The following is a 23369-nucleotide window of genomic DNA, read 5'->3' on the forward strand; positions in this document are numbered from 1 at the left end:
GCCTATACCGGGTTGGGCAGGTCCTCGCCGGCGAGGTAGGCCCGGATGTTCTCGACGGCCATCATCCCCATCGCCTCGCGCACCTCCAGCGTGGCGGTGCCGAGATGGGGCAGCAGCGCGACGTTCTCCATGGCCACAAGCTGCTCGGGCACGTGGGGCTCGAACTCGTAGACATCGAGCCCGGCGCCCGCGATCCGGCCCGCCTCGAGCGCCGCGATAAGCGCAGCCTCGTCGACCACGTCGCCGCGCGAGATGTTGACGAAATGCGCCGTGGGCTTCATCGCGTCGAACAGGTCCGCGCCCATCATGTGCCGCGTCTGCGCGCCCCCCGGCACGCAGGAGACGACCACGTCGGCCGCCGCGCCGAGCGCGGCAAGGCTGTCGACGGCGCGGGCCGGGAAGTCGAGCCGCTTGGGCGAGCGCGTGTAATACACCACCTCCATCCCGAAGCCGTAATGGCAGCGCCGGGCCAGCGCCTGGCCGATATTGCCCATCCCCACGATGCCCAGCGTCTTGCCGGTGACATGCAGGCCCAGCATCTGGGTCGGGTGCCAGCCGGTCCACTGGCCCGCGCGGACCATCCGCTCGCCCTCGCCGCCGCGCCGGCAGGTCATCAGGATCAGCAGCATGCCGATATCGGCGGTGGCATCGGTGACCGCGCCGGGCGTGTTGGTCACCGCGATCCCCAGCGCATGCGCGGCCGCGACGTCGATATGGTTGTAGCCCATTCCGAAATTCGCCAGAAGCCGGGCCCTGGGCGTGCGGACATCGGCAAAGACCTCGGCCGTGAACATGTCGCCCAGGGTCGGCAGCACGATGTCGAACTCCGCCAGCGCCCGGCGCAGTTCCGCGTCCGACAGGGCCGCGTTGCTGTCCCGCATCTCGACCTCGCCAAGCTCGCGGACGATGGCGCCCACCTTGCCCGGCATCGGCCGCGTCACCAGAATCCTCGCCATCAGTACATTCTCCCCCCGATCGGCACGTCCTTGTCCGGCGTGATGAGAACTACCTCGCCATCGGCATCGGGCAAGCCCAGCACCAGCACCTCGGACATGAACTTGCCGATCTGCCGGGGCGGGAAGTTGACCACGCCGAGCACCCGCTTGCCCGGCAGGTCCTCGGGCGCGTAATGCGCGGTGATCTGGGCCGAGCTCTTCTTCTCGCCGATCGCGGGGCCGAAATCGACCCACAGCTTGATCGAGGGCTTGCGCGCCTCCGGGTAGGGCTCGGCCCGCACGATCTCGCCCACGCGGATATCGACCTTCATGAAGTCGTCGAAGCTGATCTCGGTCACGTTCCCAGTTCCCTGCTGCGGTTGGTCGCGGCGGCGACCGCGCGTTTCAAGAGTGGCGGAAAGCCGGTCTCCGGGTCCATCAGCACCTCCAGCGCTGCCGCCGTGGTGCCCTGCGGCGAGGTCACGTTCACCCGCAGTTGCGCCGGGTCGTCCTCCGCCTCTTCGGCCAGTTGTCCCGCACCGCCCACCGTCGCCTTGGCCAGTGTCATGGCCATGTCGGCGGGCAGGCCCTGCGCCTCTCCGGCGGCGGCCAGCGTCTCGATCAGGTGAAACACGTAGGCCGGGCCGGAGCCCGACAGGGCCGTGACCGCGTCCATCTGGTCCTCGCTCTCCAGCCGCACGGTCTGGCCCACGGCAGAGAGCAGCGTTTCGGCCAGCGACAGGCCCTCTTCGCCGACATGTGCGTTGCCGATCAGCGCGGTGATGCCGCGGCCCACGGCGGCAGGCGTGTTCGGGATCGAGCGGATCACCGGGGCCGCGTCGCCCAGATGGCGTGCGAAGTAGTCCAGCGTCTTTCCGGCCGCGACCGACAGGAACAGCGTGCGCCCGTCGGCCAGCCGCGCCACCTGCGGCAGCGCGTCGTCCATCATCTGCGGCTTGACCGCGATCAGCACGATGGCCGGCGCCCGCGGAAGGGGCTCGTTCAGATGCAGGCCCTCGCCGGCGCGCGCGCGCAGCCAGTCGGACGGCCCCGGGTCGATCGCCCAGACCGCACCGGCCGGCAGCTCCCGCTTCAGCCAGCCCTCCAGAAGCGCCGAGCCCATCTTGCCGCAGCCCAGAAGCACCAGCCCCCGGGTGGCGAGGTCGTCCATGTCCATACGCAAGCCCCCTGTCTGCCTCGGGGGCCGAGGTTAGGCGCGGCCGTAGGCCTCCGCAATGGCGACTTGCAGCGCGTCGGCCGGCGTGCGGTCGCCCCAGCAGACCAACTGGAAGGCGGGGTAGAAGCGTTCGGCCGCCGAGACCGCTGCGCCGATCAGCTGGTCGACCCGTTCGGCGCCGACCGGCTGGCCGCCCGCCAGCATCAGGCCGTGGCGCCAGACCATCAGCTGCTGCGCGTGCCAGTAGGTGAAAGCGCCCGCCCAGCACAGGTCGTTGGTCGCGTTCAGCGCCTCGTAGAGCGCGGGCAGCTTGTCCTCGGGCGGCTCCATCTCGAAGGTGCAGATCAGCCGCAGCATCTCGTCATAGCCCGACCAGGCCAGCGTCAGTGAGTAGGTGCGCCACTGGCCCGTCACCGCCATGGCGATCTGGTCGTCGGCGACCCGGTCGAACTCCCAATCGCGGTGCTCGGCCAGGGTCTCGACGATGTCGATGGGGTGGAGGTCCTCGCTGTGCAGGAAGTCTTCGGAAAGCGACATGCCCGGCCTCTCTGGTTGCAGCCTTGTGTCGGTGGCAGCCCACAAGGCTTAGGTGCCTGCTCTAGGCTCTGGGCGGTAAATCGCCGAGCCCTACAAGATATGGTGGGCGCAAAGGGGCACCAAGTAAAGCAGAATTTTTGTGACACAGGGGGGCGGCAACGCAATATCTTGTGGAAAAGCGTATCCGTTGGGCAGGGTCGCGCCCATTGGCCAATCGAGGATACAGCGCCGTGCGCCGGCGCGACCCGCACCGGCCGGCCCATCCCGAAACCAAGAACGCGCCGCGAAAGCGGCGCGCCCTGCAACTCCCGTCATGTGCGGCCTTGCGACAGGCCGGGCCGGGCTCAGCCCTTGCCGGCCTCCAGCGCGTCGAGCCGCGCCTTCAGCGCCTCGTTCTCCTCGCGCGCCTTCTGAGCCATGGCGCGCACCGCGTCGAATTCCTCGCGGGTGACGAAGTCGCGGTCGGCCAGCCAGCGGTCGATCATGCTCTTCATCGCCGTCTCGGCCTCGTCGCGCGCGCCCTGGGCCACGCCCATCGCGTTGGTCATCAGTTTCGACATGTCGTCGAGCATCTTGTTGCGCGTCTGCATCGGCACCCTCTGGCGTTACATTCGCGTTCTATATGGCCCGCGGCGGGCGGAACCTCAAGGTTGACTTCCCCGCGCCCCCTGCCAAGAGAGGCAAGAGATGCAGGCTGTTCTGACCTTCCCCGACCTCGATTCCGAGATCTTCGCGATCTCGCTCTTCGGCATGGAGTTCGCGTTGCGCTGGTATGCGCTGGCCTATATCGCGGGCATCCTGATCGGCTGGCGGCTGGTGGTGGCGCTGGTCAAGCGCCCGCGGCTGTGGCCTGGCGACCGCGCCCCGATGACGCCCGCGCAGGTCGAGGAATTGCTGACCTGGATCATTCTCGGCATCATACTCGGCGGGCGGCTGGGCTTCGTGTTCTTCTACAAGCCGCTCTATTACCTGCAGCACCCGCTGGAAATCCCGATGCTCTGGCAAGGGGGCATGGCCTTCCATGGCGGGCTGCTGGGGGTCATCCTCGCGCTCGTCCTGTTCACGCGCCGCCATGGCATTGCGCTTCTGTCGGCCGCCGACGCACTGGCGATCGCGACGCCGCCGGGGCTGTTCTTCGGCCGCATCGCGAATTTCATCAATGCCGAGCTCTGGGGGCGGCCCTCCGACCTGCCCTGGGCGGTGGTCTTCCCCGGCGAGTTTGCACAATACTGTCCCGGCTGGGAGACGGTGCCCTGCGCGCGCCACCCCTCGCAGCTTTACGAGGCGGGGCTGGAGGGGCTCGTGCTCGGCGCGGCGCTGCTCTGGCTGGTGGCGCGGCGCGATGCGCTGAAACGGCCCGGCGCCGTCGCGGGGATGTTCTTTGTCGGGTACGGGTTTGCGCGGATCTTCGTCGAACTGTTTCGCCAGCCCGACTTCCAGTTCGTCTCGCCCGACAACCCGATGGGCTATGCGGTGCAGTGGGGCGGGGCCGGGCTGACCCAGGGGCAGCTGCTGTCGCTGCCGATGGTGGCGCTTGGGCTGATCCTGCTGGCGCTGTCGCGCCGCCCGCGCGCGTGACGCCGCTGGCCGACATCCTCGCCCGGCGGATCGCGGCCACCGGGCCGATCACGGTGGCCGACTACATGGCCGACTGCCTGATGCATCCCGAGCATGGCTATTACACCGCGCGCGAGCCGTTCGGGACGGCCGGCGATTTCATCACCGCCCCCGAGATCAGCCAGATGTTCGGCGAGATGATCGGGCTGTGGCTGGCGCAGGCCTGGATCGATCGCGGGCGCCCCGCGCCGTTCACTCTGGCCGAACTCGGCCCCGGGCGGGGCACGCTCATGGCCGACATCCTGCGCGCCGCCGGAACCGTGCCCGGTTTTCAAGCGGCCGCGCGGGTGCATCTGGTCGAGGCCTCGCCGCGCCTGCGCGAGGCCCAGCGCGCGGCGCTTGGCGGAACCGCCGTCACCTGGGCCGAGGGCGTCGCGGACCTGCCCGCCGCGCCGCTCTTCCTCGTCGCCAACGAGTTCTTCGACGCGCTGCCGATTCGCCAGTTCCAGCGCGACCCGGCCGGCTGGCGTGAGCGGCAGGTGGGGCTCGACGGCGAGACGCTGGCCTTCGGCCTCTCCGCCCCCGCGCCGCTGGCCGACCTGCAAGGTCGGCTCGGCGACACGACACCCGGCGACATCGTCGAAACGCGGCCCGCCGCCAGCGCTATCATGCAGACCATCGCGGCGCGGATTGCGGCCCACGGGGGCGCGGCGCTGATCCTCGATTATGGCGACTGGCGGTCGCGCGGCGACACGCTTCAGGCGGTGCGCGGCCATGCGCCCGAGCCGCCGCTCGCCCATCCCGGCGCGGCAGACCTGACCGCCCATGTCGACTTCGCGGCCCTTGCCGACGCCGCGCGCGGCGTGACCGTCGGCCCGATGGTCCCGCAAGGCGGTTTCCTCGAACGGCTCGGCATCACGGCCCGCGCGCAGGCGCTCGCCCGGCGGCTCAGCGGGGCGGCGCTGGAGTCCCACATCGCCGCACATCGCCGCTTGACCCATCCGCAGGAAATGGGAACGCTCTTCAAGACACTCGCGCTGACAGATCGGGGCGCCTCGCCCCTGCCCGGATTCGACCCATGACCCTCGAGATCCTCACCTCGGACGTGCTGAGCCCGCTCCGCCACGGGTTCTTCACCCGCCGCGGCGGGGCGTCCTCCGGCGTTTTTCAGGGGTTGAACTGCGGCGGCGGCTCCTCGGACCTGTCGGAGGTCGTGTCGATCAACCGCGCCCGCGTCGCCTCGGCCATGGGCGTGGCCCCCGATCACCTTCTGACCGCGCATCAGGTGCATTCGCCCGACGTGGCGGTGGCCGACGGGCCGCTTCCGGTGGCGCCGCGGGCCGATGCGCTGGTGACCGCCACGCCGGGGCTTGCCCTGGCGATTCTGACCGCGGATTGCCAGCCGGTGCTGTTCGCCGATCCCGAGGCCGGGGTGGTCGGGGCCGCACATGCGGGCTGGCGCGGTGCGCGTGACGGCGTGTTGGAGGCGACGCTCGACGCGATGGAAGGGCTTGGGGCGGACCGCGGCGACATCCGCGCCGTGATCGGCCCCACGATCAGCCAGCGCGCCTACGAGGTCGGCCCGGAATTCCTCGACAGCTTTCTTGCCGAGGACCGGGACAATGCCAGGTTCTTCGCGAACGGAAACGGCGACCGGATGCTGTTCGACCTGACCGCCTACAGCCTCGCCCGGCTGCGCGCGGCGGAGATCGGGCAGGCGGTCTGGACGCGACATTGCACCTATTCCGACCCCGAACGCTTCTTCTCCTACCGGCGCGCCGTCCACGCGGGCGAGGCGGATTACGGGCGGCTGATCTCTGCGATCCGGCTTTGAGGTCTGGGCAAACGCCACGTTTCGGGCGGCCGCCGGCCTTGTCCGCGCCCGATTCCACGGGGACTCTGGCAACGGGCCGCCGCGCCAGGCCGCAGGTCATGCGGGCGATGGGGCGGTCCTGATACCTTGTGCCGGATGGAGTGTCGCGATGACCCGCAGGAGCCGCTGGATGACCTGGATTCTTGAGGAAAGCGCGCAGCCCGCAGCGGCCCTCCCGTGGAGCAGGGCCGCCCGCACGCGGCGGCGCGCCGCAACCGGCTGAGCCCACGGTCGCGGGGATTGGGGCCGCCGCCGGGCCGCGGGGCCTAACCGGCGCCGTCGGTGACGCTCAGCCCCAGCAGGCGCCAGACCTGCATGCCGCCGCGGTAGTAGTGGATGCGCTCGGCCGGATAGCCCGCCTCGATCATCCGCCGGATCGCCGCAGGCGATTGTCCGCACCAGGGCCCGTTGCAGAACAGCGCCACGGTCCGGGCGTTCTCGCAGGTCCAGCCGTCGAAATCGATCTCGCACCCGAGTTCGCCCAGCCGGTCGACCATCTCGGTATAGGGCATGTTGACCGCGCCGGGGATCGAGCCCTGTTCGAACCAGGGCACGGTGCGGCTGTCGATCACGGTGGCCTTCGCATCGGCGAGCATCTCCAGAAGTTCCAGTTCGCCGATCGTGGTGACGCCCTCGGCGGGCGACATCGGCTGGATGCAGAAGTCGGGGCAGGGGCGCGAGGTGCGCGCCCATTCGCCGGACAATTCGTGCGCGGGGTCCTGGATGCGCGAGATCTCGGCCTCTCCGGTGCGCGTCGGCACGGTCACGCTCATCACGTCGGGGCGAATGCCCACGCCGGGATCGTCGGCAAGCGCCGGGGTCGCCATGGTCACGGCCAGCGCGGCCATCAATCGTTTCATGCTGGTCCTCCCTTGCTGTCCTGCCAGCAAAACCCGCGCGGGCGGGGCGCGCAAGTCTGGGCAAGCCGGCCGCGCCGCGCGATGATCGCCGAAAGGGAGAATGCGATGTCACAAAAAGACCCGTTCCAGCCGACCGACGATGCCGCCCGCGCGCTGGCGCGCCGCCTGATCGACGCGGCGCGCTTCGGCGCGCTTGGCGTGCTGGAGGACGGCGCGCCCTTCGTCACGCGCATCGCGCTTGCGCCCGGGCCGGACGGCGTGCCGCTGACCCTGATCTCGGACCTGTCGGTGCATACCGCCGCGCTCCGCGCCACGCCGGACTGTTCGCTCATGGTGGGCGAGCCGGGGCCGAAGGGCGATCCGCTGACCCACCCCCGCCTAACGATCGCCGCGCGGGCCGAGTTCGTGCCGCGCGACGCGCCCGGCCGGGCGGCGCTGCGCGCGCATTACCTGGCGCTGCAGCCCAAGGCGCACCTCTATGTCGATTTCGGCGATTTCAACTTCGTCCGCCTGGTGCCCCGGTCGGCGCATCTCAACGGCGGTTTCGGCCAGGCCTACCGCCTTGACGCCGCCGATCTCGGCCCGGGGCCGCAGACGTGACCGCGCGGGGTGGGCGGGCTCATGCCGACGGGCCTTCGCGCATCTCGGATACTAGCCGGCGCAGGAGGAATCGTTCCGCCCGCGCCACGATGATCAGCGAATCGAACGCGCCGTCGCGGACCAGCGCGATGTAGTCCTCGCGCGCACCGAGCACGGCCTCCACCTGTTTCTCGCCGGGCCAGTCGGCATCGATGGTCGACCGGATCAGGCAGGGCCGCAAGAGCTCTTCGAGCCGCGCCAGCGTCAGCTTGTCGGGCGGGTCTTCTAGCGATCCGCCGACCGCCAGTTGCGAGGCCAGTTGGTCCATCAGGATCTGCTCGGGGGCGTCATCGCCGAGATCCTTGTAACGGTCGTCGTCGAGATACCGCCAGACGCCCACATGCGGCTGGGGCGCGACCGGAAAAGGCGGGTCCGAACCGAGGAGAAGATACTGGGCGGACAGGCTGCGCGCCTGGTCATAGCGTCGGCGGTAGTCGTCGCGGTCGTCCAGGATCGCACCGAGCACGTCGCGGGGCCGCGCCCAGCCCAGGAACCGGCGGTCGCGGTTCTCCTCGCGGCCGACGAAGGTGATGACCGAGGGCGTGCCGCGGCGCATGGCGCCCGCGGCCAGCGCCAGCAGGCGCGTCACCCACCACGCGTCGCCGCCCTCGATATCGACGACCACCATGTCGGACCGGGCCGACGTCGCCAGGACATCCAGGATGTCCATCGGCAGCGTGTCGGACACGATCGGGCCCGTGCGCCCCATGTTCGCGGGCAGCGTGACGGGCCGCTGCCGCACCGCGTCCGGCGTGCCCTCGCCCCGGCTGAGGTCGATCCGCATGATCCCCTGCAGGTCCAGAACCGCCCGTTGCCGCGCGAGAAACTCGAGGATGACCAGGGCAAGCGGGATCAGGCTGACGAGCAGGACGACAAGCAGAACGGAGCCGATGGCCTCGTCGGTCGGCCAGGCGACCATCGAACGCACCAGCGCAAGCGCGGCCGCGCCAAGCCCGAAGAGGAATACGGCGGCGATCAGCGCGCCGCGCACGCCGTAGCGCCAGAGAGGCTCGCGTTGCATTGTCCGAGGGTCATGCGCGAGCCACGTCCTGTCAAGCGCGGCCGCGCCGTCAGGTCAGCGGAGGCGCTGCCTCCAGCACGCGCACCCCGTCGATGCGCCAGCCCGACGCGGTGCGCACCATGCTGTATTCTAGCCGGTGCACCTGCCCGGCGCGGTCCACGATCTCGACGATCTGCTGGCGCGCCGTGCCCGCGCCGCGCAGGTCGAGATAGCGCAGGTCTTCCGGCCGCCAGACCATGGGATAGCCGTTGCGCACCATCTGCCCCAACCGCTCGTGCGTGCCGAACAGGCGCTGGATGCCCGGCGAGGCGAAGGTGAAGGCGGTGGCGAAATCGTCGGCGCGAAAGGCCGCGATCTGGTCGGAGATCACATCCTCGATCGCGTCGGCCGCCGGCTCTGCGCGGGCGACCGGGCCAAGCCACAGCGCGATCATCAGGATGGCCGGAAATGTGCGCATGGGTCTCGCCCCCTTTGCTGGCGATTGTTAACCTTTGCGGGTAGATACGCAGGCGGCCCGGTTTCGGATCGGAAAACCTGCAAGGCCGAGATGGGTGCTGCGCCGATGACCTACCGCCTGAAGCTGTCCGACAAGACCTCGCAGGACGCCCTGCGCCGCATCGCGGTCGAGGAGGTCGACAGCGCGCTCGCCGAACTCGACGACGCGGAGATGGACCTGCACGAGAAGGTGCACCAGGTGCGCAAGCGGGCGAAGAAGCTGCGCGGGTTGATCCGGCTGGTGCGGCCGCATTTCCCCGACCACGCGCGCGAGAACGCGGCGATCCGCGATGCGGCGCGGCGGATTTCGGGGTTGCGGGACCGCGAGGCGCGGGTCGAGACCTACGACAAGCTGATGGTCGCGACCGGTGCCACCGGGTTCGACGAGGTCCACGCCCATCTGGTGGCGGTGCGCGACGCGGCCTCGGGCCATGACCACGTCGCCGATGACTTGGCCGCATTCCGCGCCGAGTTCGAGGCGTTGCGCGCGCGTGCGGCCGGGTGGTCGTTGTCGGCGCGCGGCTTCAAGGCCTACCGGCCGGGGCTGGAAAAGATGTTCGCCCGCGCGCGCAAGGGCCGCCGCGCGGCCGCCGAATCGCCCGATGCGGCGACGATCCATGACTGGCGGAAGGCGGTGAAATACCACTGGTATCATACCCGCCTGATGGCGCCGATTTCGCCCGAGGCGCTGGAGCGGCGGGCCGGTCAACTCAAGGACCTGTCGGAATTCCTGGGCGATCATCACGACCTTGCCGTGCTCGACGCGTTCATCGCCGAGGCGCAAGAGCTGCCGGGCGATGCCGCCCTCTGGCAGGCGTTCCGGGCGCGCATCGCCGCGCGGCAGGACGTGCTCGAATCCGAGGCCCAGGCGCTGGCGGCACGGCTTTTCGCCAGCCCGGCAAAGGATCTCGGCAAGCGCTGGAAAAGCTGGTGGAAGGCATGGAAAGCCGCATGAGCCGGCTCGTGCCCGCCTTGCGAATCCCTCGTGCGACGCTTATGTAATCCGGTGAGAGGTTGGCGCGGGCGAACGCCTCGCCAACCCGGTCAGGTCCGGAAGGAAGCAGCCGTAACGAGCCCCGTTCGGGTCGCTGTCCAACCTCTCACCTTTTCCCCGCAGTGCCGGATCGCATGGGTGATCGCGTTCGCGCCCCGGGCGTGCAACCATTGCCGCGGCGGGACGTTGTCCCGTGCGACCATTGGAGCGGGGTGGAATGTTCTCCGATCTGTCCCTGATCGCGCTGCTCGGCACGCTGGCCGGCGCCGCTCTGGTCATCCTCGTCTGCGGGCTGAGGATGACCTCGCTGGCCGACCGCCTGGCCGACCGGACGGGGCTGGGCGAGGCCATGGTGGGTGCCGTCCTGCTGGGGGCGGCGACTTCGCTCTCGGGCACCGTCGTCTCGGCGACCGCCGCGCTCGACGGCCGCGCGTCGCTCGCCTTTTCGAACGGCATCGGCGGGATCGCCGCGCAGACGGCCTTTCTCGCGCTGGCCGACCTGCTGCACCGCCGGGCCAACCTGGAACACGCGGGCGCGGATCTCGCCAATGTCTTCCAGGGCACGCTGCTGATGCTTATGCTGGCGCTGCCGCTTGTCGCCTATACGCTGCCCGGGTTTTCGTTCTGGGCCGTGCATCCCGCCTCGGTCCTGCTGGTGGTGATCTATGCCGGCGGTGTCTACGCGGCCAACCGCGTGCGCGAAAACCCGATGTGGCGGCCGGTGCGCACGAAGGAGACGCGCGAGGATACCCCGGACGAAGAGGATGACGAGCCCCGTTCGACCGCCGCCCTGTTCCTGCTCTTTCTCGGCCTCATGGGGCTGATGGGGCTCGCCGGGTGGACGCTGTCCAACGTCGCCGGGGCATTGACGGATCGCTACGACCTCAACGCTTCCGTCGTCGGGGCGCTGCTGACGGCCGTCATCACCTCGCTGCCCGAACTCGTGACCACGCTTGCCGCGGTGCGGCGGGGGGCGCTGCAGATGGCCATCGGCGGGATCATCGGGGGCAACACCTTCGACGTGCTGTTCCTGACGGTGTCGGACGTGGGGTATCGCGACGGGTCGATCTACCACGCCATCACCAGGGGGGACCTGTTCTGGCTGACCGTGGGCATGACGATGACGGCGATCCTGACGCTGGGGATGCTCTACCGGCAACGGCTGGGGCCGGCCGGGATCGGGATGGAGAGCGTCCTGATCCTGCTGGTCTACGCGGGCGCGATCGTCGCGCAGGTCCTCTAGCGTCGCTGCCGGTCATCGGCCTGCTGGACGCGGGGCGGGCCAGACCCTACGCTGAAGCCCGCCCGCGAATCCCGAGAGGACCCATGGCCGAAACGACCGGCGCCGCCTACGAGGTGCTCGCCCGCAAGTATCGCCCGCAGACCTTCGCCGACCTGATCGGCCAGGACGCGATGGTGCGCACGCTCAGGAACGCCTTCGCCGCCGAGCGGATCGCGCAGGCGTTCATCATGACCGGCATCCGGGGCACCGGGAAGACCACCACGGCGCGGATCATCGCCAAGGGGATGAACTGCATCGGCGCGGACGGGCAGGGCGGACCGACGGTGGAGCCCTGCGGCCAGTGCGAGCATTGCGTGGCCATCGCCGAGGGCCGCCATGTCGACGTGCTGGAAATGGACGCGGCCAGCCGGACGGGCGTGGGCGACATCCGCGAGATCATCGACAGCGTGGCCTATCGCGCGGCTTCCGCGCGCTACAAGATCTACATCATCGACGAGGTCCACATGCTGTCGACGAGCGCGTTCAACGCGCTTCTGAAGACGCTGGAGGAACCGCCCGCCCATGTGAAGTTCATCTTCGCCACCACGGAAATCCGCAAGGTGCCGGTCACGGTGCTGTCGCGCTGCCAGCGGTTCGACCTGCGCCGGATCGAGCCCGAAGTGATGATCGCGCATCTCAAGCGCATCGCGGGGCTGGAGAACGCGCCGATCACCGACGAGGCGCTGGGGCTGATCACCCGCGCCGCCGAGGGTTCGGTGCGCGATGCGATGAGCCTGCTGGACCAGGCGATCAGCCATGGCGCGGGCGAGACCACCGCCGAGGCTGTGCGCGCGATGCTGGGGCTCGCGGACCGGGGGCGGGTGCTGGATCTGTTCGACCTGATCGTGAGTGGCGACACCGCCGGCGCGCTGGCCGAACTCGGCGCGCAGTACGCCGACGGGGCGGACCCGATGGCGGTCTTGCGCGATCTGGCCGAGATCACCCATTGGCTGAGCGTCATCCGCATCACGCCCGAGGCCGCCGACGACCCGACCGCCGGCCCCGACGAACGCGCGCGCGGTCAGGACATGGCCGGGCGGCTGTCGATGCGGGTGCTGGCGCGGATGTGGCAGATGCTGCTCAAGGCGCTGGAAGAGGTGGCGATCGCGCCGAACGCGATGATGGCCGCGGAAATGGCGGTGATCCGGCTCACCCATGTCTCGACCCTGCCGAGCCCGGAAGACCTGGTCCGCAGCCTGCAGGAGACGCCGCCTGCGGGGCCGGGTCCGGGCGGCGGCGCACCGGCGCCGGCCGGCAACGGGTCCGGCGTGCAGGCGCGCGCCGTGCCCGCGCCGGGCGGCGTGTCGGGCGGGGGCGCGGCGACGGCCCTGGCCCGCGCGCCCGCGACGGCGCTTGCGGCCTATGCGCGGTTCGAGGACGTGGTGAAGCTGATCCGCGCCAATCGCGACATCAAGCTCTTGCTCGATGTCGAGAGCTATCTGCGGCCGGTCAGCTATTCCCCCGGCCGGATCGAGTTCGAGCCGGCGGACGACGCGCCGAAGGACCTCGCCCAGCGTCTGGGCCAACGGCTCCAGGGCTGGACCGGCGCGCGCTGGGCCGTCTCTGTCGTCGGATCGGGGGGCGGGGCGACCATCGCCGAGACCCGCGCCGCCGAAGCGGACAGCCTGCGCTCGGCCGCCGAGGCGCATCCGATGGTGCGTGCCGTTTTTGACGCCTTCCCAAGCGCCCGGATCGTGGACATATCACTGCCCGAGGGCCCGGAGACCGAGGCCGCCGCCGAGGCGCTGCCGGAAGTCGAGGACGAGTGGGACCCCTTCGAGGACGACTGAACCAAAGGAGAGACGCGAATGCTAAAGGGTTTGGGCAATCTTGGCGACATGGCCAAGATGATGAAGACCGCGCAGGAAATGCAGGGCAAGATGGCCAAGCTGCAGGAGGACCTGGCCTCGACCATCGTCGAGGGCGAAAGCGGCGCAGGGCTGGTCAAGGCCACGGCCACGGCCAAGGGCACGCTGACCGGGCTCGACATCGACCCATCGATCTTCAATTCCGAGGACAAGGAGGTCGTCGAGGACCTGATCCTGGCGGCGATCAAGGACGCCCAGGAAAAGGCGATGGAGAAGACCAGGGAAGAGACCCGCAAGCTCAGCGAGGAACTGGGTCTGCCCGCGGGCATGGACCTGCCGGTCTAAGGGTGCCCATGGGCGACGGCCCGCGCGAGATCGACGCTCTCATCGACATGATGGCGCGGCTGCCGGGGCTCGGGCCCCGGTCGGCGCGCCGGGCCGTTCTGCATCTCGTCAAGAAGCGCGCGGTGCTGCTGCTGCCGCTGGCCGAGGCGCTGCAGCGCGTGGGCGAGACGGTTCGGGAATGCCCGCGCTGCAGCAACATCACCACCGCCGATCTGTGCGAGATCTGCGCCGACGAGACCCGCGCCAATGGCGAGCTTTGCGTGGTCGAGGATGTGGCCGACCTCTGGGCGATGGAGCGGGGGCACGCCTTCAAGGGGCGTTACCACGTGCTCGGCGGCACGCTGTCGGCGCTCGAGTCCATCGGGCCGGAGGATTTGCGCATCCCCGACCTCGTCGCCCGCGTCCGCGCCGAGGGGATTTCCGAGGTGATCCTTGCCCTGAACGCCACCGTGGACGGCCAGACCACCGCCCATTACATCGCCGACGAACTGGCCGGCACCGGCGTCCGGCTCACCTCGCTCGCCCAGGGCGTGCCGATCGGGGGCGAGCTCGACTATCTCGACGACGGCACGATCAGCGCCGCGCTGAAGGCGCGCAAGGGGTTCTGAGGCGCGGGCTCGCGGCGCTTTCACGCAATCTCAACTTGAACTTGCGCCGATGCGGCCCTTAGCTTTGCCGAAACCTCGCGCTAGATGGACCGTCAGACAGGGAGTCCGCCACGATGCCCCAGCCCCGCCCGGCCCGCGCCGCCGTCCTTGCCCGTGCCGTTCCCGTCCGGCCGTGGCTGACGGCCTGGGCGCTGGTGCTGATGCTGGCCCTCGGCGCGGGTCTGGCCCGTGCCGAGGAGAACGTGACCGTCGCCCACGGCATCTCGACCTTCGACGACCTGAAATACCCCGCCGATTTCGAACATCTCGACTACGTCAACCCCGAGGCGCCCAAGGGCGGCGAGATCTCGATCTGGGCGTTCGGATCGTTCGACTCCATGCATCCCTACACCACCAAGGGCCGGGCCGGGGCGCTTTCGACGATCTTCTTCGAGTCGTTGCTGACCGGCACGGCCGACGAGACCGGCGCGGCCTACGGTCTCTTGGCGGAAAGCGTCGAGTATCCCGAAGACCGCTCCTGGGTGATCTTCGGCCTGCGGCCCGAGGCGCGGTTCTCGGACGGCAGCCCGGTCACGCCCGAGGACGTCGTGTTCTCCTACGAACTGTTCCGCGAAAAGGGCCTGCCCAGCTTCCGGGTGCAGCTCTCGCGCCAGGTCGAAAGCGCCGAGATCCTCGACGACGGCAGGGTGAAGTTCACCTTCCCCGAGGGCATCCCGACCCGCGACCTGCCGCAACTCGTCGGCAGCCTGCCGATTTTCTCCAAGGCGCAGTACGAGGCCCAGGGCCGCGATTTCGAGGAGTCGAGCCTGGAGCCGCTCCTGGGCTCCGGCCCCTACGTGCTGGCCGAACTCGACGTGGGCCAGACGCTGGTCTATGCACGCAACCCCGACTACTGGGGGGCGGACCTGCCGATCAATGTCGGACGCAACAATTTCGACCGCATCCGGGTGGAGTACTACGCCGACTACAACGCCGCCTTCGAAGGCTTCAAGGGCGGCACGTATACCTTCCGCAACGAGGCCTCCTCCAAAAGCTGGGCCACCGGCTACGACTTTCCGGCGGTTGAGAACGGCTGGGTCGTCCGCCGTGAACTGGACGACGGCAGCATCGCGACGGGGCAGAGCTTCGCCTTCAACCTGCGCCGCCCGCAATTCCAGGACCCGCGCGTGCGCGAGGCGCTGGGGCTGATGTTCAATTTCGAATGGTCCAACGAGACGCTGTTCTACGGCCTCTATGCCCGCGTCAATTCCTTCTGGGAAAACAGCTATCTCGCCGCGGACGGCCCGCCCGACGCGGGCGAGCTGGCGCTGCTGGAACCGCTGGTGGCCGAGGGCTTGCTTCCCGAGGCGATCCTGACCGAGCCGGCGGTGACGGCGCCGACCTCGGGCGAGCGTCAGCTTGACCGGCGCAACCTGCGCAAGGCCTCGGCGCTGCTGGACGAGGCCGGCTGGGTCGTGGGCGATGACGGCATGCGCCGCAAGAACGGCGAGACGCTGCGGGTGGAGTTCCTCAACGACAGCCAGACCTTCGACCGGGTCATCAACCCCTATGTCGAGAATCTCCGGCGCCTCGGCGTGGATGCGTCGCTGACCCGTGTGGACAATGCCCAGGCCACCAACCGCGAACGCTCCTACGATTTCGACATGGTCACGGCGCGGTTCCCGATGACCTACATCCCCGGCTCGGGGCTGCGGCAGTATTTCGGCTCGGAAACCGCCGACGGTTCGGTGTTCAACATCATGGGGTTGAAGAACGAGGCGGTGGACCGGCTGATCGAACAGGTCCTCGCCGCCGACAGCGAGGACGGGCTGACCACGCGGGTCAAGGCGCTGGACCGGGTGCTGCGGTCGCTCCGTTTCTGGGTGCCGCAATGGTACAAGGACATGCACACCGTGGCCTATTACGACATGTACGAGCACCCCGAGCCGCTGCCGCCCTACGCCTTGGGCAACCTCGACTTCTGGTGGTACAATCCCGAAAAGGCCGAGGCGCTGCGCGCCGCCGGCGCGATCCGGTAGCGGGGCGGGCCGGGCCATGGGCGCCTATATCCTGCGGCGATTGCTGCTGATCATCCCGACGCTGTTCGGGATCATGGTGATCAACTTCACGCTGACCCAGTTCGTCCCCGGCGGCCCGATCGAACAGATCATCGCCCAGATGGAGGGACAGGGCGACGTTTTCCAGGGCATCGCCGGCGGCGGCGATGTGGGCGAATCCTTCGAGGCCGGTGGCGACGACCGCTATGTCGGCTCCCGCGGGCTGCCGCCCGAATTCATCGAGGAACTGGAACGCGAATTCGGCTTCGACAAGCCGCCCTTGCAGCGGTTCGGCGAGATGATGTGGAACTATATCCGCTTCGATTTCGGCCAGAGCTATTTCCGCTCGGTCTCGGTGATCGACCTCGTGCTGGAAAAGATGCCCGTCTCGATCACGCTGGGGCTGTGGTCGACGCTGCTCGCCTATCTGGTCTCGCTGCCCTTGGGCATCCGCAAGGCGGTGAAGGACGGCACGCCCTTCGACACCTGGACCAGCGGGGCGATCATCATCGGCTACGCGATCCCGGGCTTCCTCTTCGCGGTGCTGCTGCTGGTGGTCTTCGCGGGCGGGTCCTACCTGCAATGGTTCCCGCTCAGGGGCCTGACCTCGGACAACTGGGAGGAACTCAGCCCCATCGGCAAGGTCGGCGACTATTTCTGGCACATCACCCTGCCGGTGCTGGCCTCCACGATCTCCAGCTTCGCGACGCTGACGCTGCTGACCAAGAACTCGTTCCTCGACGAGATCAAGAAGCAATACGTGATCACCGCCAAGGCCAAGGGGCTGACCGAATCCCGGGTCCTCTACGGCCACGTGTTCCGCAACGCGATGCTGATCGTGATCGCGGGCTTTCCGGGCATGTTCATCGGGGTGTTCTTCGGCGCGTCCATCATCATCGAGACGATCTTCTCGCTCGACGGGCTCGGCCGGCTCGGCTTCGAGGCGGCGGTGGCGCGCGACTATCCCGTGATTTTCGCCACGCTCTACGTGTTCGGGCTGATCGGTCTCTTGGTGGGGCTGTTGTCCGACCTGATGTATGTGCTGGTCGATCCCCGGATCGACTTCGAAAGCCGGGAGACCTGACGTGTTCACGCTCTCGCCGCTCAACCAGCGCCGCTGGCGCAACTTCAAGCGCAATCGCCGCGCCTACTGGTCGCTCATCATCTTCTCGATCCTGTTCGGTCTGACACTCTTTGCCGAACTCATCGCGAACGACAAGCCGATCTATGTCCGCTATCAGGGCGAGAGCTTCTTTCCGATCTACAGCTTCTACCCCGAAACCGCCTTTGGCGGCGATTTGCGCACCGAGGCGGTCTATCGCGACATCGAGGTGGAATGCCTGATCGTCACCGGTGGGCTGATCGACTGCTGGGACACCCCCGAAGAGCTGATCGAGGACGCGCAGGACGGGGTGATCGCGGGGGAGGAGATCGCCAGGGGCACCGTGATCTGGCCGCTGATCCCCTACAGCTACAACACGATCTCGGATATCGAGGGAACTGCGCCCTCGCCGCCCAACGAACATCACTGGCTGGGCACCGACGACACCGCGCGCGACGTGCTGGCCCGCGTGATCTACGGGTTCCGGCTGTCGATCTTCTTCACCCTGATCGTCACCGGCATAGCCTCGGTCATCGGCATCGTCGCGGGCGCGGTGCAGGGCTTTTTCGGCGGGCTGACGGACCTCATCTTCCAGCGGGTGATCGAGATCTGGACGTCGACGCCGCAGCTTTACATCATCATCATCCTGTTCGCGGTGCTGGGCCGCAGCTTCTGGCTCCTGGTGTTCCTGACGGCGCTGTTCGGCTGGCCGGCGCTGGTCGGCGTGGTGCGGGCGGAATTCCTGCGCGCGCGCAACCTCGAATACGTCCGCGCGGCCCGCGCCCTCGGTGTCTCCAACTGGAAGATCATGTTCCGCCACATGCTGCCCAACGCCATGGTCGCGACGCTGACCATGCTGCCCTTCATCATCACCGGCACCATCGGCACGCTCGCCAGCCTCGACTTCCTCGGCTTCGGCCTGCCGTCGTCCGCGCCGTCGCTGGGGGAACTGACCCTTCAGGCCAAGCAGAACCTCCAGGCGCCCTGGCTGGCCTTCACCGCGTTCTTCACCTTCGCGATCATGCTGTCGCTCTTGGTGTTCATCTTCGAGGGCGTGCGCGACGCCTTCGACCCGCGCAAGACCTTCTCGGGCAGTTCGGTCTCCGGCGCCGCCGCCAAGCCGGCCGCCAAAAGCGCGCAAGAAAAGGCGGGCACGGCATGAGCGTGACAGCCGATCCCATCCTGTCGTTCCGCGACCTGACCGTCCAGTTCAACCAGGACGGCACCGTGACCGATGCCGTGCGCGGTGTCAGCTTCGATATCGGGCGGGGCGAAACGGTCGCGCTGGTGGGGGAGTCCGGCTCCGGCAAATCGGTGACCGCCTTGTCCAGCGTCGCGCTCCTGCCCGAGAGCGCGCAGGTCGGGGGCTCCATCCGGTATGAGGGCGAGGAGATGGTCGGCGCCTCCGAGGCGCGCCTGCGCGAGGTGCGGGGCAACGACATCAGCTTCATCTTCCAAGAGCCGATGACCTCGCTGAACCCGCTGCATACGCTGGAAAAGCAGCTTTCCGAAAGCATCGCGCTGCACCAGGGGCTGACCGGCGCCCCCGCGCGCCAGCGCATCCTGGAACTGCTCGGCCGGGTGGGCATCCACGACCCGGAAAGCCGGCTCAAGGACTATCCCCACCAGCTCTCGGGCGGGCAGCGCCAGCGGGTGATGATCGCGATGGCGCTGGCCAACGGCCCGGACCTGCTGATCGCGGACGAGCCCACAACCGCGCTCGACGTGACCATCGAGGCGCAGATCCTCGAATTGCTGGCCGAACTGAAGCGCGACGAGGGGTTGAGCCTGCTGTTCATCACCCACGACCTGAACGTGGTGCGCCGGATCGCCGACCGGGTCTGCGTGATGAAGGATGGCGAGATCGTCGAGACCGGGCGGACCGAGGAGATATTCCGCGCGCCCAGGCACCCCTACACCCAGAAGCTTCTGGCCGCCGACGCGACCGGCGTGCCGGGCCCGGTGAAGCCGCAGGCCGAAGAGATCGTGCGCACGGACGGGCTGAAGGTGTGGTTTCCGGTCCAGCGCGGCTTCCTGCGCCGCACGGTCGGGCACATCAAGGCGGTGAACGGTGCCGACATTTCCGTGCGGGCGGGCGAGACGCTGGGGATCGTGGGCGAGTCCGGCTCGGGCAAGACGACGCTCGCCCTCGCGATCATGCGGCTGATCTCGTCCGAGGGGCGGATCGTCTTTCAGGGCCGGAACATCGACGAGTTGAAATCGCGCAGGATGCGCCCCCTGCGCCGCGACATGCAGATCGTGTTCCAGGACCCGTTCGGCAGCCTCAGCCCGCGCATGACGGTCGAGCAGATCGTGGCCGAGGGGTTGGGCGTGCACGGGGTGGAGCCCGGCCATTCCAAGCGCGAGGAAGTGGCGCAGATGCTGTCCGAGGTCGGCCTCGACCCCGCGATGATGCACCGCTACCCGCACGAGTTTTCCGGCGGCCAGCGCCAGCGCATCGCCATCGCGCGCGCCATGATCCTGCGCCCCCGCCTGCTGGTGCTGGACGAGCCGACCTCGGCGCTGGACATGACCGTTCAGGTCCAGATCGTGAACCTGTTGCGCGATCTGCAGCGGAAATACGACCTCGCCTACCTGTTCATCAGCCACGATCTGCGCGTGGTCCGCGCGCTGAGCCACAAGGTGATCGTGATGAAGCAGGGCGATATCGTCGAGGCGGGCGCGGTGCAGGCGATCTTCGACGCGCCCGAGACGGACTATACCCGCACCCTCATGCGCGCGGCCTTCGGCATGCCCGGCGCGCCGGCCAGGGCGGAATTGGCCGCCCGGTAGCCGCCCCTTGCGAAAGAGAACGCCCGCCCCGGGGGGGAGGGGCGGGCGTCCTGCGGAGCCAAATTGCTCCGGTATCGGTCGGGCCGCGCGGGCGCGCCCCGGCCGGTGGGGATCAGATGGCCGAGCTGTGCCCGGCTTTCGACAGGTCGTAGGCGTCGAACCCGCGCGCGATCATCCGTGTGAGCGGCTTGCCGTGCTCGGGGATCGAGAGCCCGTCATTGGTCAGGTCCACGAAGCCGGCGAACTGGTCGACGACCTCCTGGAACATCGCGTTGATCTCGGATTTCGAGATGCCGAACGTGTCGCAGATTTCCGCGCGGTCGATGCGGAACTCGCACATCAACTGCTCGATCATGCGCGAGCGCATGTTGTCCTCCTGGGTGAACACATGGCCCCGGCCCGTGGCGAAGCGCCCGTCGCGGATACGCGCGGTGTAGTCCGACGTGCCGGACAGGTTCTGCGCGTAGCCCTGCGGGAATTTCGAGATCGAGGACGCCCCCAGCCCGATGAGCGCGGGCGCGGTGTCGTCGGTATAGCCCTGGAAGTTCCGGCGCAACTCGCCCGCATCCAGCGCCACCGCCAGCCCGTCCTCGGGCCGGGCGAAGTGGTCGATCCCGATCTCGCGGTAGCCGTCCCACAGGAACAGCTCCTTCGCGGTCTCGTAGAGCTTCAGCCGCGCCTCGGGCGTGGGCAGCGCCTCGGCCGGGATCATCGACTGGCGCCGCGCCATCCACGGCACGTGGGCATAGCCGTAAAGCGCCACCCGGTCGGGCGAGAGCGACATCAGCTTCTGCACCGATTCGGCGATCCGCTCGTTCGACTGGTGCGGCAGCCCGTAGAGGATGTCGGCGTTGAGGCTGGGGATGCCGCGGGCGCGGATCATGTCCACCGCGTCGCGGGTCACGTCATAGCTCTGGATCCGGCCGATCACCGACTGGATCTGGGGGTCGAAATCCTGGATGCCGATGGACGCGCGGTTCATGCCGGCCTCGGCAAGGACGTCCAGCCGGGCCTCGTCGATCTCGTTGGGGTCGATCTCGACCGAGAACTCGCCGGTCTCGTGCAGCGGCGCGGCCTCGAAGATGGCCTCGGTCAGCTCCTTCATCATGTCCGCGGCCAGAAGGGTCGGCGTGCCGCCGCCCCAGTGCAGCCGCGACAGCGTCACGCCCTCCGGCAGCCGCCGGCCCAGCATGCCCACCTCGGTCTTCAGCGTCTCGAGATAGGCGCGGACCGGCGAGTCCGAGCGCGTGCCCTGCGTCCGGCAGGCGCAGAACCAGCACAGCCGGCGGCAGAACGGCACGTGAAGATACAGGGAAATCTGCGAACCGGGCTCGATCTGGTCGATCCAGCCGGCGAAGTCTCCGTCGTCCACCGATGCGTTGAAATGCGGCGCCGTGGGGTAGCTGGTATAGCGCGGGACCTTCGCATCGAATAGACCGAGACGCGTGAGTTGCGATTCGGTGCTCATTGCACTAGCGTTATTTTCACCCAAGGGTTCGCTCCTTGATCGATGTCAAACTTGGACGCGGAATGGCCGTAACCGATCCCCCCCTGACCCAAACCGATTGCGTCGATTGCCCGATCCGGCATCGCGCGGTCTGCGCCCGCTGCGAGACGGACGAACTCTCCAGCCTCGAGGCGATGAAGTACTACCGCAGCTACGATGCGGGGCAGACGGTCATCTGGTCGGGTGACCGGATGGATTTCGTGGCCTCGGTGATCGAGGGCATCGCCACGCTCAGCCAGACGATGGAGGACGGGCGGACGCAGATGGTGGGCCTGCTGCTGCCGTCGGATTTCGTCGGCCGTCCGGGGCGCGAGACGGCCGCCTACGACGTGGTGGCGACGACGCCGCTGACCATGTGCTGCTTCCGCAAGAAGCCTTTCGAGGAGATGATGCTGCGCACGCCGCATATCGGCCAGCGGCTTCTGGAAATGACGCTGGACGAACTCGACGCCGCGCGGGAATGGATGCTGCTCCTGGGCCGCAAGACGGCGCGCGAGAAGATCGCGAGCCTGCTGACCATCATCGCGCGCCGCGACGCGACGCTGAAACTGGCCAACCCGCGCGGCCGGATCGTCTTCGACCTGCCGCTCACGCGCGAGGCCATGGCCGACTACCTGGGCCTCACGCTGGAAACGGTCAGCCGGCAGATCTCGGCGCTGAAGCGCGACGGGGTGATCGTTCTGGAAGGCAAGCGTCATGTGACCGTTCCCGATTTCGACCGTCTGCTGAACGAAACAGGCGACGACGCCGACGGCGGCATGCCGGCGTGAGGTAGGGTGCGGGGCCGGGGCCCCGCCTCTCAGTGGGCCATCAGGATCGGAATCTCGGTGCGCTCCAGCATGTCCCGCGTCGCGCCGCCCAGAATCGCCTCGCGGAAGCGCGAATGCCCATAGGCCCCCATGATCATCAGATCGGCGTCGATGTCCTGCGCATGGCGCTGAAGCACGTCCGAAATCCGCGGCATCGTCTTGGCCAGAACCGAGATCTCCGTCTTCACGCCGTGGCGCGCCAGCATCTGCGACAGCGCCCCGCCCGGGTCGGAGCGGTCCGAGCCGTGCTTGGGCGGATCGACGATGGCGATGTTGACCAGTTCGGCGTGCTGCATCAGCGGCAGCGATTGCTTGATGGCGGCCATCGCCTCGTGGCTCTGGTTCCAGCCCAGCAGGATCTTCTGGCCGATCACGGCGGTGTCCGCGCCTTCGGGGACGATCAGCAGCGGCGCGTGCCCGTCGAACAGCACCGCCTCGGTCGCGGCCTCGTCCTCGATGCCCCGGCCCTCGCCATAGGGGCGCGGCATCACCACCAGGTCCGAGAAACGCGCCCGCTGTGCCACGAGGTGGCTGAGCCCGGCAATCTGCGCGACGGCGGCCTCGCTGGTCCAGGCGATTCCCTCCCGGTTCAGCCGGTCCTTGACCGCGGTCTCGATCGTCTCGGAATCCTCCTGCGCCTTGTGCAGCGTCTCCTGCTGGATGAAGGCGTTGGTGCCGGCGTAGTAATATCCCGTCTGGGTGCGGTCCACGCCCATGCAAAGCACGTCCAGATGCGCGTCCTCGCGCGTGGCCAGCGTGATCGCCGGCTCCAGCGCAGAGTCGGATATGTCGGTGTCCGTGATGATCGTGAGAATGGTCTTGTAGGCCACCTGGAATCTCCTTGGGGTCGAACCTGCCGTCGTTGCAAGAACTCTAGGGCGCAAGACGCCGCGGAGACTTTGACAAGGATCAATCTGGATTTGGAGCAATTCAAACATGCCTTGACATGGATCAATGCATATCTTTGCATACGATCGGATACAGCGCAGAA

24 protein-coding genes and 1 other RNA gene are annotated in these 23369 nt (G+C 68.4%); 15 read left to right on the forward strand and 10 right to left on the reverse strand.

The annotated features are described in order from the left end of the window. Positions 1-2: 2 nt before the first annotated feature. The 5 genes from BUR28_RS15455 to BUR28_RS15475 form a co-directional block, all read right to left on the reverse strand. Positions 3-956 carry a 2-hydroxyacid dehydrogenase gene (locus tag BUR28_RS15455; protein ID WP_074220943.1) on the reverse strand — a complete coding sequence of 318 codons (954 nt, stop codon included), beginning with the start codon at positions 954-956 and terminating at the stop codon, positions 3-5. Next, positions 956-1294 (reverse strand): tRNA-binding protein, encoded by a 339-nt coding sequence (locus BUR28_RS15460; RefSeq protein ID WP_074220944.1) that lies wholly within the window; start codon positions 1292-1294, stop codon positions 956-958. Before BUR28_RS15460 ends, BUR28_RS15455 begins: the two co-directional genes overlap by 1 nt. Beyond that, positions 1291-2112, reverse strand: coding sequence for a pyrroline-5-carboxylate reductase (proC, locus tag BUR28_RS15465; protein ID WP_074220945.1), 822 nt, complete (start codon positions 2110-2112; stop codon positions 1291-1293). Before proC ends, BUR28_RS15460 begins: the two co-directional genes overlap by 4 nt. 33 nt (positions 2113-2145) lie before the next feature. Next, the gene (locus BUR28_RS15470; protein ID WP_074220946.1) at positions 2146-2649 is read right to left on the reverse strand and encodes a type III secretion system chaperone family protein; all 504 of its coding nucleotides are present in this window, start codon (positions 2647-2649) and stop codon (positions 2146-2148) included. Positions 2650-2993: 344 nt separating this feature from the next. Further along, positions 2994-3239: an accessory factor UbiK family protein gene (locus BUR28_RS15475; RefSeq protein WP_074220947.1), complete on the reverse strand. Its 246-nt coding sequence runs from the start codon at positions 3237-3239 to the stop codon at positions 2994-2996. A gap of 97 nt (positions 3240-3336) precedes the next feature. Here BUR28_RS15475 and lgt point away from each other — a divergent pair, with 97 nt between their 5' ends. The 3 genes from lgt to pgeF are packed head-to-tail and all read left to right on the forward strand — an operon-like array spanning position 3337 to position 6040. After that, on the forward strand, positions 3337-4227 hold the full coding sequence (gene lgt, locus BUR28_RS15480) for a prolipoprotein diacylglyceryl transferase (RefSeq protein WP_074220948.1): 891 nt from the start codon (positions 3337-3339) through the stop codon (positions 4225-4227). Next, positions 4224-5288, forward strand: a complete 1065-nt coding sequence (locus tag BUR28_RS15485) for a class I SAM-dependent methyltransferase (protein WP_074220949.1) — start codon at positions 4224-4226, stop codon at positions 5286-5288. The genes lgt and BUR28_RS15485 overlap by 4 nt, the downstream gene beginning before the upstream one ends. After that, positions 5285-6040 carry a peptidoglycan editing factor PgeF gene (pgeF, locus tag BUR28_RS15490; RefSeq protein ID WP_074220950.1) on the forward strand — a complete coding sequence of 252 codons (756 nt, stop codon included), beginning with the start codon at positions 5285-5287 and terminating at the stop codon, positions 6038-6040. Before BUR28_RS15485 ends, pgeF begins: the two co-directional genes overlap by 4 nt. 305 nt (positions 6041-6345) lie before the next feature. Here pgeF and BUR28_RS15495 read toward each other — a convergent pair whose 3' ends face one another. Next, positions 6346-6939, reverse strand: a complete 594-nt coding sequence (locus BUR28_RS15495; RefSeq protein ID WP_074220951.1) for a rhodanese-like domain-containing protein — start codon at positions 6937-6939, stop codon at positions 6346-6348. A gap of 105 nt (positions 6940-7044) precedes the next feature. On the opposite strand from BUR28_RS15495, the gene BUR28_RS15500 reads away from it, so the two are divergent. Then, positions 7045-7539 carry a HugZ family pyridoxamine 5'-phosphate oxidase gene (locus tag BUR28_RS15500; RefSeq protein WP_074221685.1) on the forward strand — a complete coding sequence of 165 codons (495 nt, stop codon included), beginning with the start codon at positions 7045-7047 and terminating at the stop codon, positions 7537-7539. A 19-nt stretch (positions 7540-7558) separates the two neighbouring features. Here BUR28_RS15500 and BUR28_RS15505 read toward each other — a convergent pair whose 3' ends face one another. Together BUR28_RS15505 and BUR28_RS15510 are read right to left on the reverse strand one after the other, a co-directional pair. Further along, on the reverse strand, positions 7559-8599 hold the full coding sequence (locus BUR28_RS15505) for a hypothetical protein (RefSeq protein WP_074220952.1): 1041 nt from the start codon (positions 8597-8599) through the stop codon (positions 7559-7561). A 49-nt stretch (positions 8600-8648) separates the two neighbouring features. Next, the gene (locus tag BUR28_RS15510) at positions 8649-9056 is read right to left on the reverse strand and encodes a DUF4864 domain-containing protein (protein WP_083626676.1); all 408 of its coding nucleotides are present in this window, start codon (positions 9054-9056) and stop codon (positions 8649-8651) included. A gap of 105 nt (positions 9057-9161) precedes the next feature. On the opposite strand from BUR28_RS15510, the gene BUR28_RS15515 reads away from it, so the two are divergent. The 10 genes from BUR28_RS15515 to BUR28_RS20460 all read left to right on the forward strand — a co-directional run bounded on the left by BUR28_RS15515 (position 9162) and on the right by BUR28_RS20460 (position 20062). After that, complete coding sequence (locus BUR28_RS15515; RefSeq protein WP_175566962.1) at positions 9162-10049, forward strand: CHAD domain-containing protein; 888 nt, start codon at positions 9162-9164, stop codon at positions 10047-10049. Positions 10050-10101: 52 nt separating this feature from the next. After that, positions 10102-10200, forward strand: an RNA gene (gene ffs / locus BUR28_RS15520) — signal recognition particle sRNA small type. A gap of 105 nt (positions 10201-10305) precedes the next feature. After that, positions 10306-11331 (forward strand): sodium:calcium antiporter, encoded by a 1026-nt coding sequence (locus BUR28_RS15525; RefSeq protein WP_074220954.1) that lies wholly within the window; start codon positions 10306-10308, stop codon positions 11329-11331. A gap of 83 nt (positions 11332-11414) precedes the next feature. Continuing rightward, a complete protein-coding gene (locus BUR28_RS15530; RefSeq protein WP_074220955.1) occupies positions 11415-13160 on the forward strand; it encodes a DNA polymerase III subunit gamma/tau in 1746 nt (581 codons plus the stop codon). Positions 13161-13178: 18 nt separating this feature from the next. Further along, positions 13179-13523 (forward strand): YbaB/EbfC family nucleoid-associated protein, encoded by a 345-nt coding sequence (locus BUR28_RS15535; RefSeq protein WP_074220956.1) that lies wholly within the window; start codon positions 13179-13181, stop codon positions 13521-13523. Positions 13524-13531: 8 nt separating this feature from the next. Beyond that, positions 13532-14131, forward strand: a complete 600-nt coding sequence (recR, locus tag BUR28_RS15540; protein WP_074220957.1) for a recombination mediator RecR — start codon at positions 13532-13534, stop codon at positions 14129-14131. 200 nt (positions 14132-14331) lie between these two features. Beyond that, positions 14332-16149 carry an extracellular solute-binding protein gene (locus tag BUR28_RS15545; RefSeq protein WP_371441620.1) on the forward strand — a complete coding sequence of 606 codons (1818 nt, stop codon included), beginning with the start codon at positions 14332-14334 and terminating at the stop codon, positions 16147-16149. Between the two features lie 16 nt (positions 16150-16165). Beyond that, positions 16166-17251: a microcin C ABC transporter permease YejB gene (locus BUR28_RS15550; RefSeq protein ID WP_074220959.1), complete on the forward strand. Its 1086-nt coding sequence runs from the start codon at positions 16166-16168 to the stop codon at positions 17249-17251. Next, on the forward strand, positions 17205-18431 hold the full coding sequence (locus BUR28_RS20455; protein WP_083626677.1) for an ABC transporter permease: 1227 nt from the start codon (positions 17205-17207) through the stop codon (positions 18429-18431). The genes BUR28_RS15550 and BUR28_RS20455 overlap by 47 nt, the downstream gene beginning before the upstream one ends. Then, a complete protein-coding gene (locus BUR28_RS20460; protein ID WP_074220960.1) occupies positions 18428-20062 on the forward strand; it encodes an ABC transporter ATP-binding protein in 1635 nt (544 codons plus the stop codon). The genes BUR28_RS20455 and BUR28_RS20460 overlap by 4 nt, the downstream gene beginning before the upstream one ends. A gap of 112 nt (positions 20063-20174) precedes the next feature. Here the strand turns inward: BUR28_RS20460 and hemN are convergent, their stop codons facing one another. Continuing rightward, the gene (hemN, locus tag BUR28_RS15565; RefSeq protein WP_074220961.1) at positions 20175-21530 is read right to left on the reverse strand and encodes an oxygen-independent coproporphyrinogen III oxidase; all 1356 of its coding nucleotides are present in this window, start codon (positions 21528-21530) and stop codon (positions 20175-20177) included. A 62-nt stretch (positions 21531-21592) separates the two neighbouring features. On the opposite strand from hemN, the gene fnrL reads away from it, so the two are divergent. Further along, positions 21593-22339 carry a transcriptional regulator FnrL gene (gene fnrL / locus BUR28_RS15570; protein ID WP_074220962.1) on the forward strand — a complete coding sequence of 249 codons (747 nt, stop codon included), beginning with the start codon at positions 21593-21595 and terminating at the stop codon, positions 22337-22339. 29 nt (positions 22340-22368) lie between these two features. Here the strand turns inward: fnrL and BUR28_RS15575 are convergent, their stop codons facing one another. After that, a complete protein-coding gene (locus BUR28_RS15575) occupies positions 22369-23208 on the reverse strand; it encodes a universal stress protein (protein WP_074220963.1) in 840 nt (279 codons plus the stop codon). Positions 23209-23369: the final 161 nt, after the last annotated feature.

This window comes from Rhodovulum sp. ES.010, assembly GCF_900142935.1.
Classification (GTDB): Bacteria; Pseudomonadota; Alphaproteobacteria; order Rhodobacterales; family Rhodobacteraceae; genus Rhodovulum.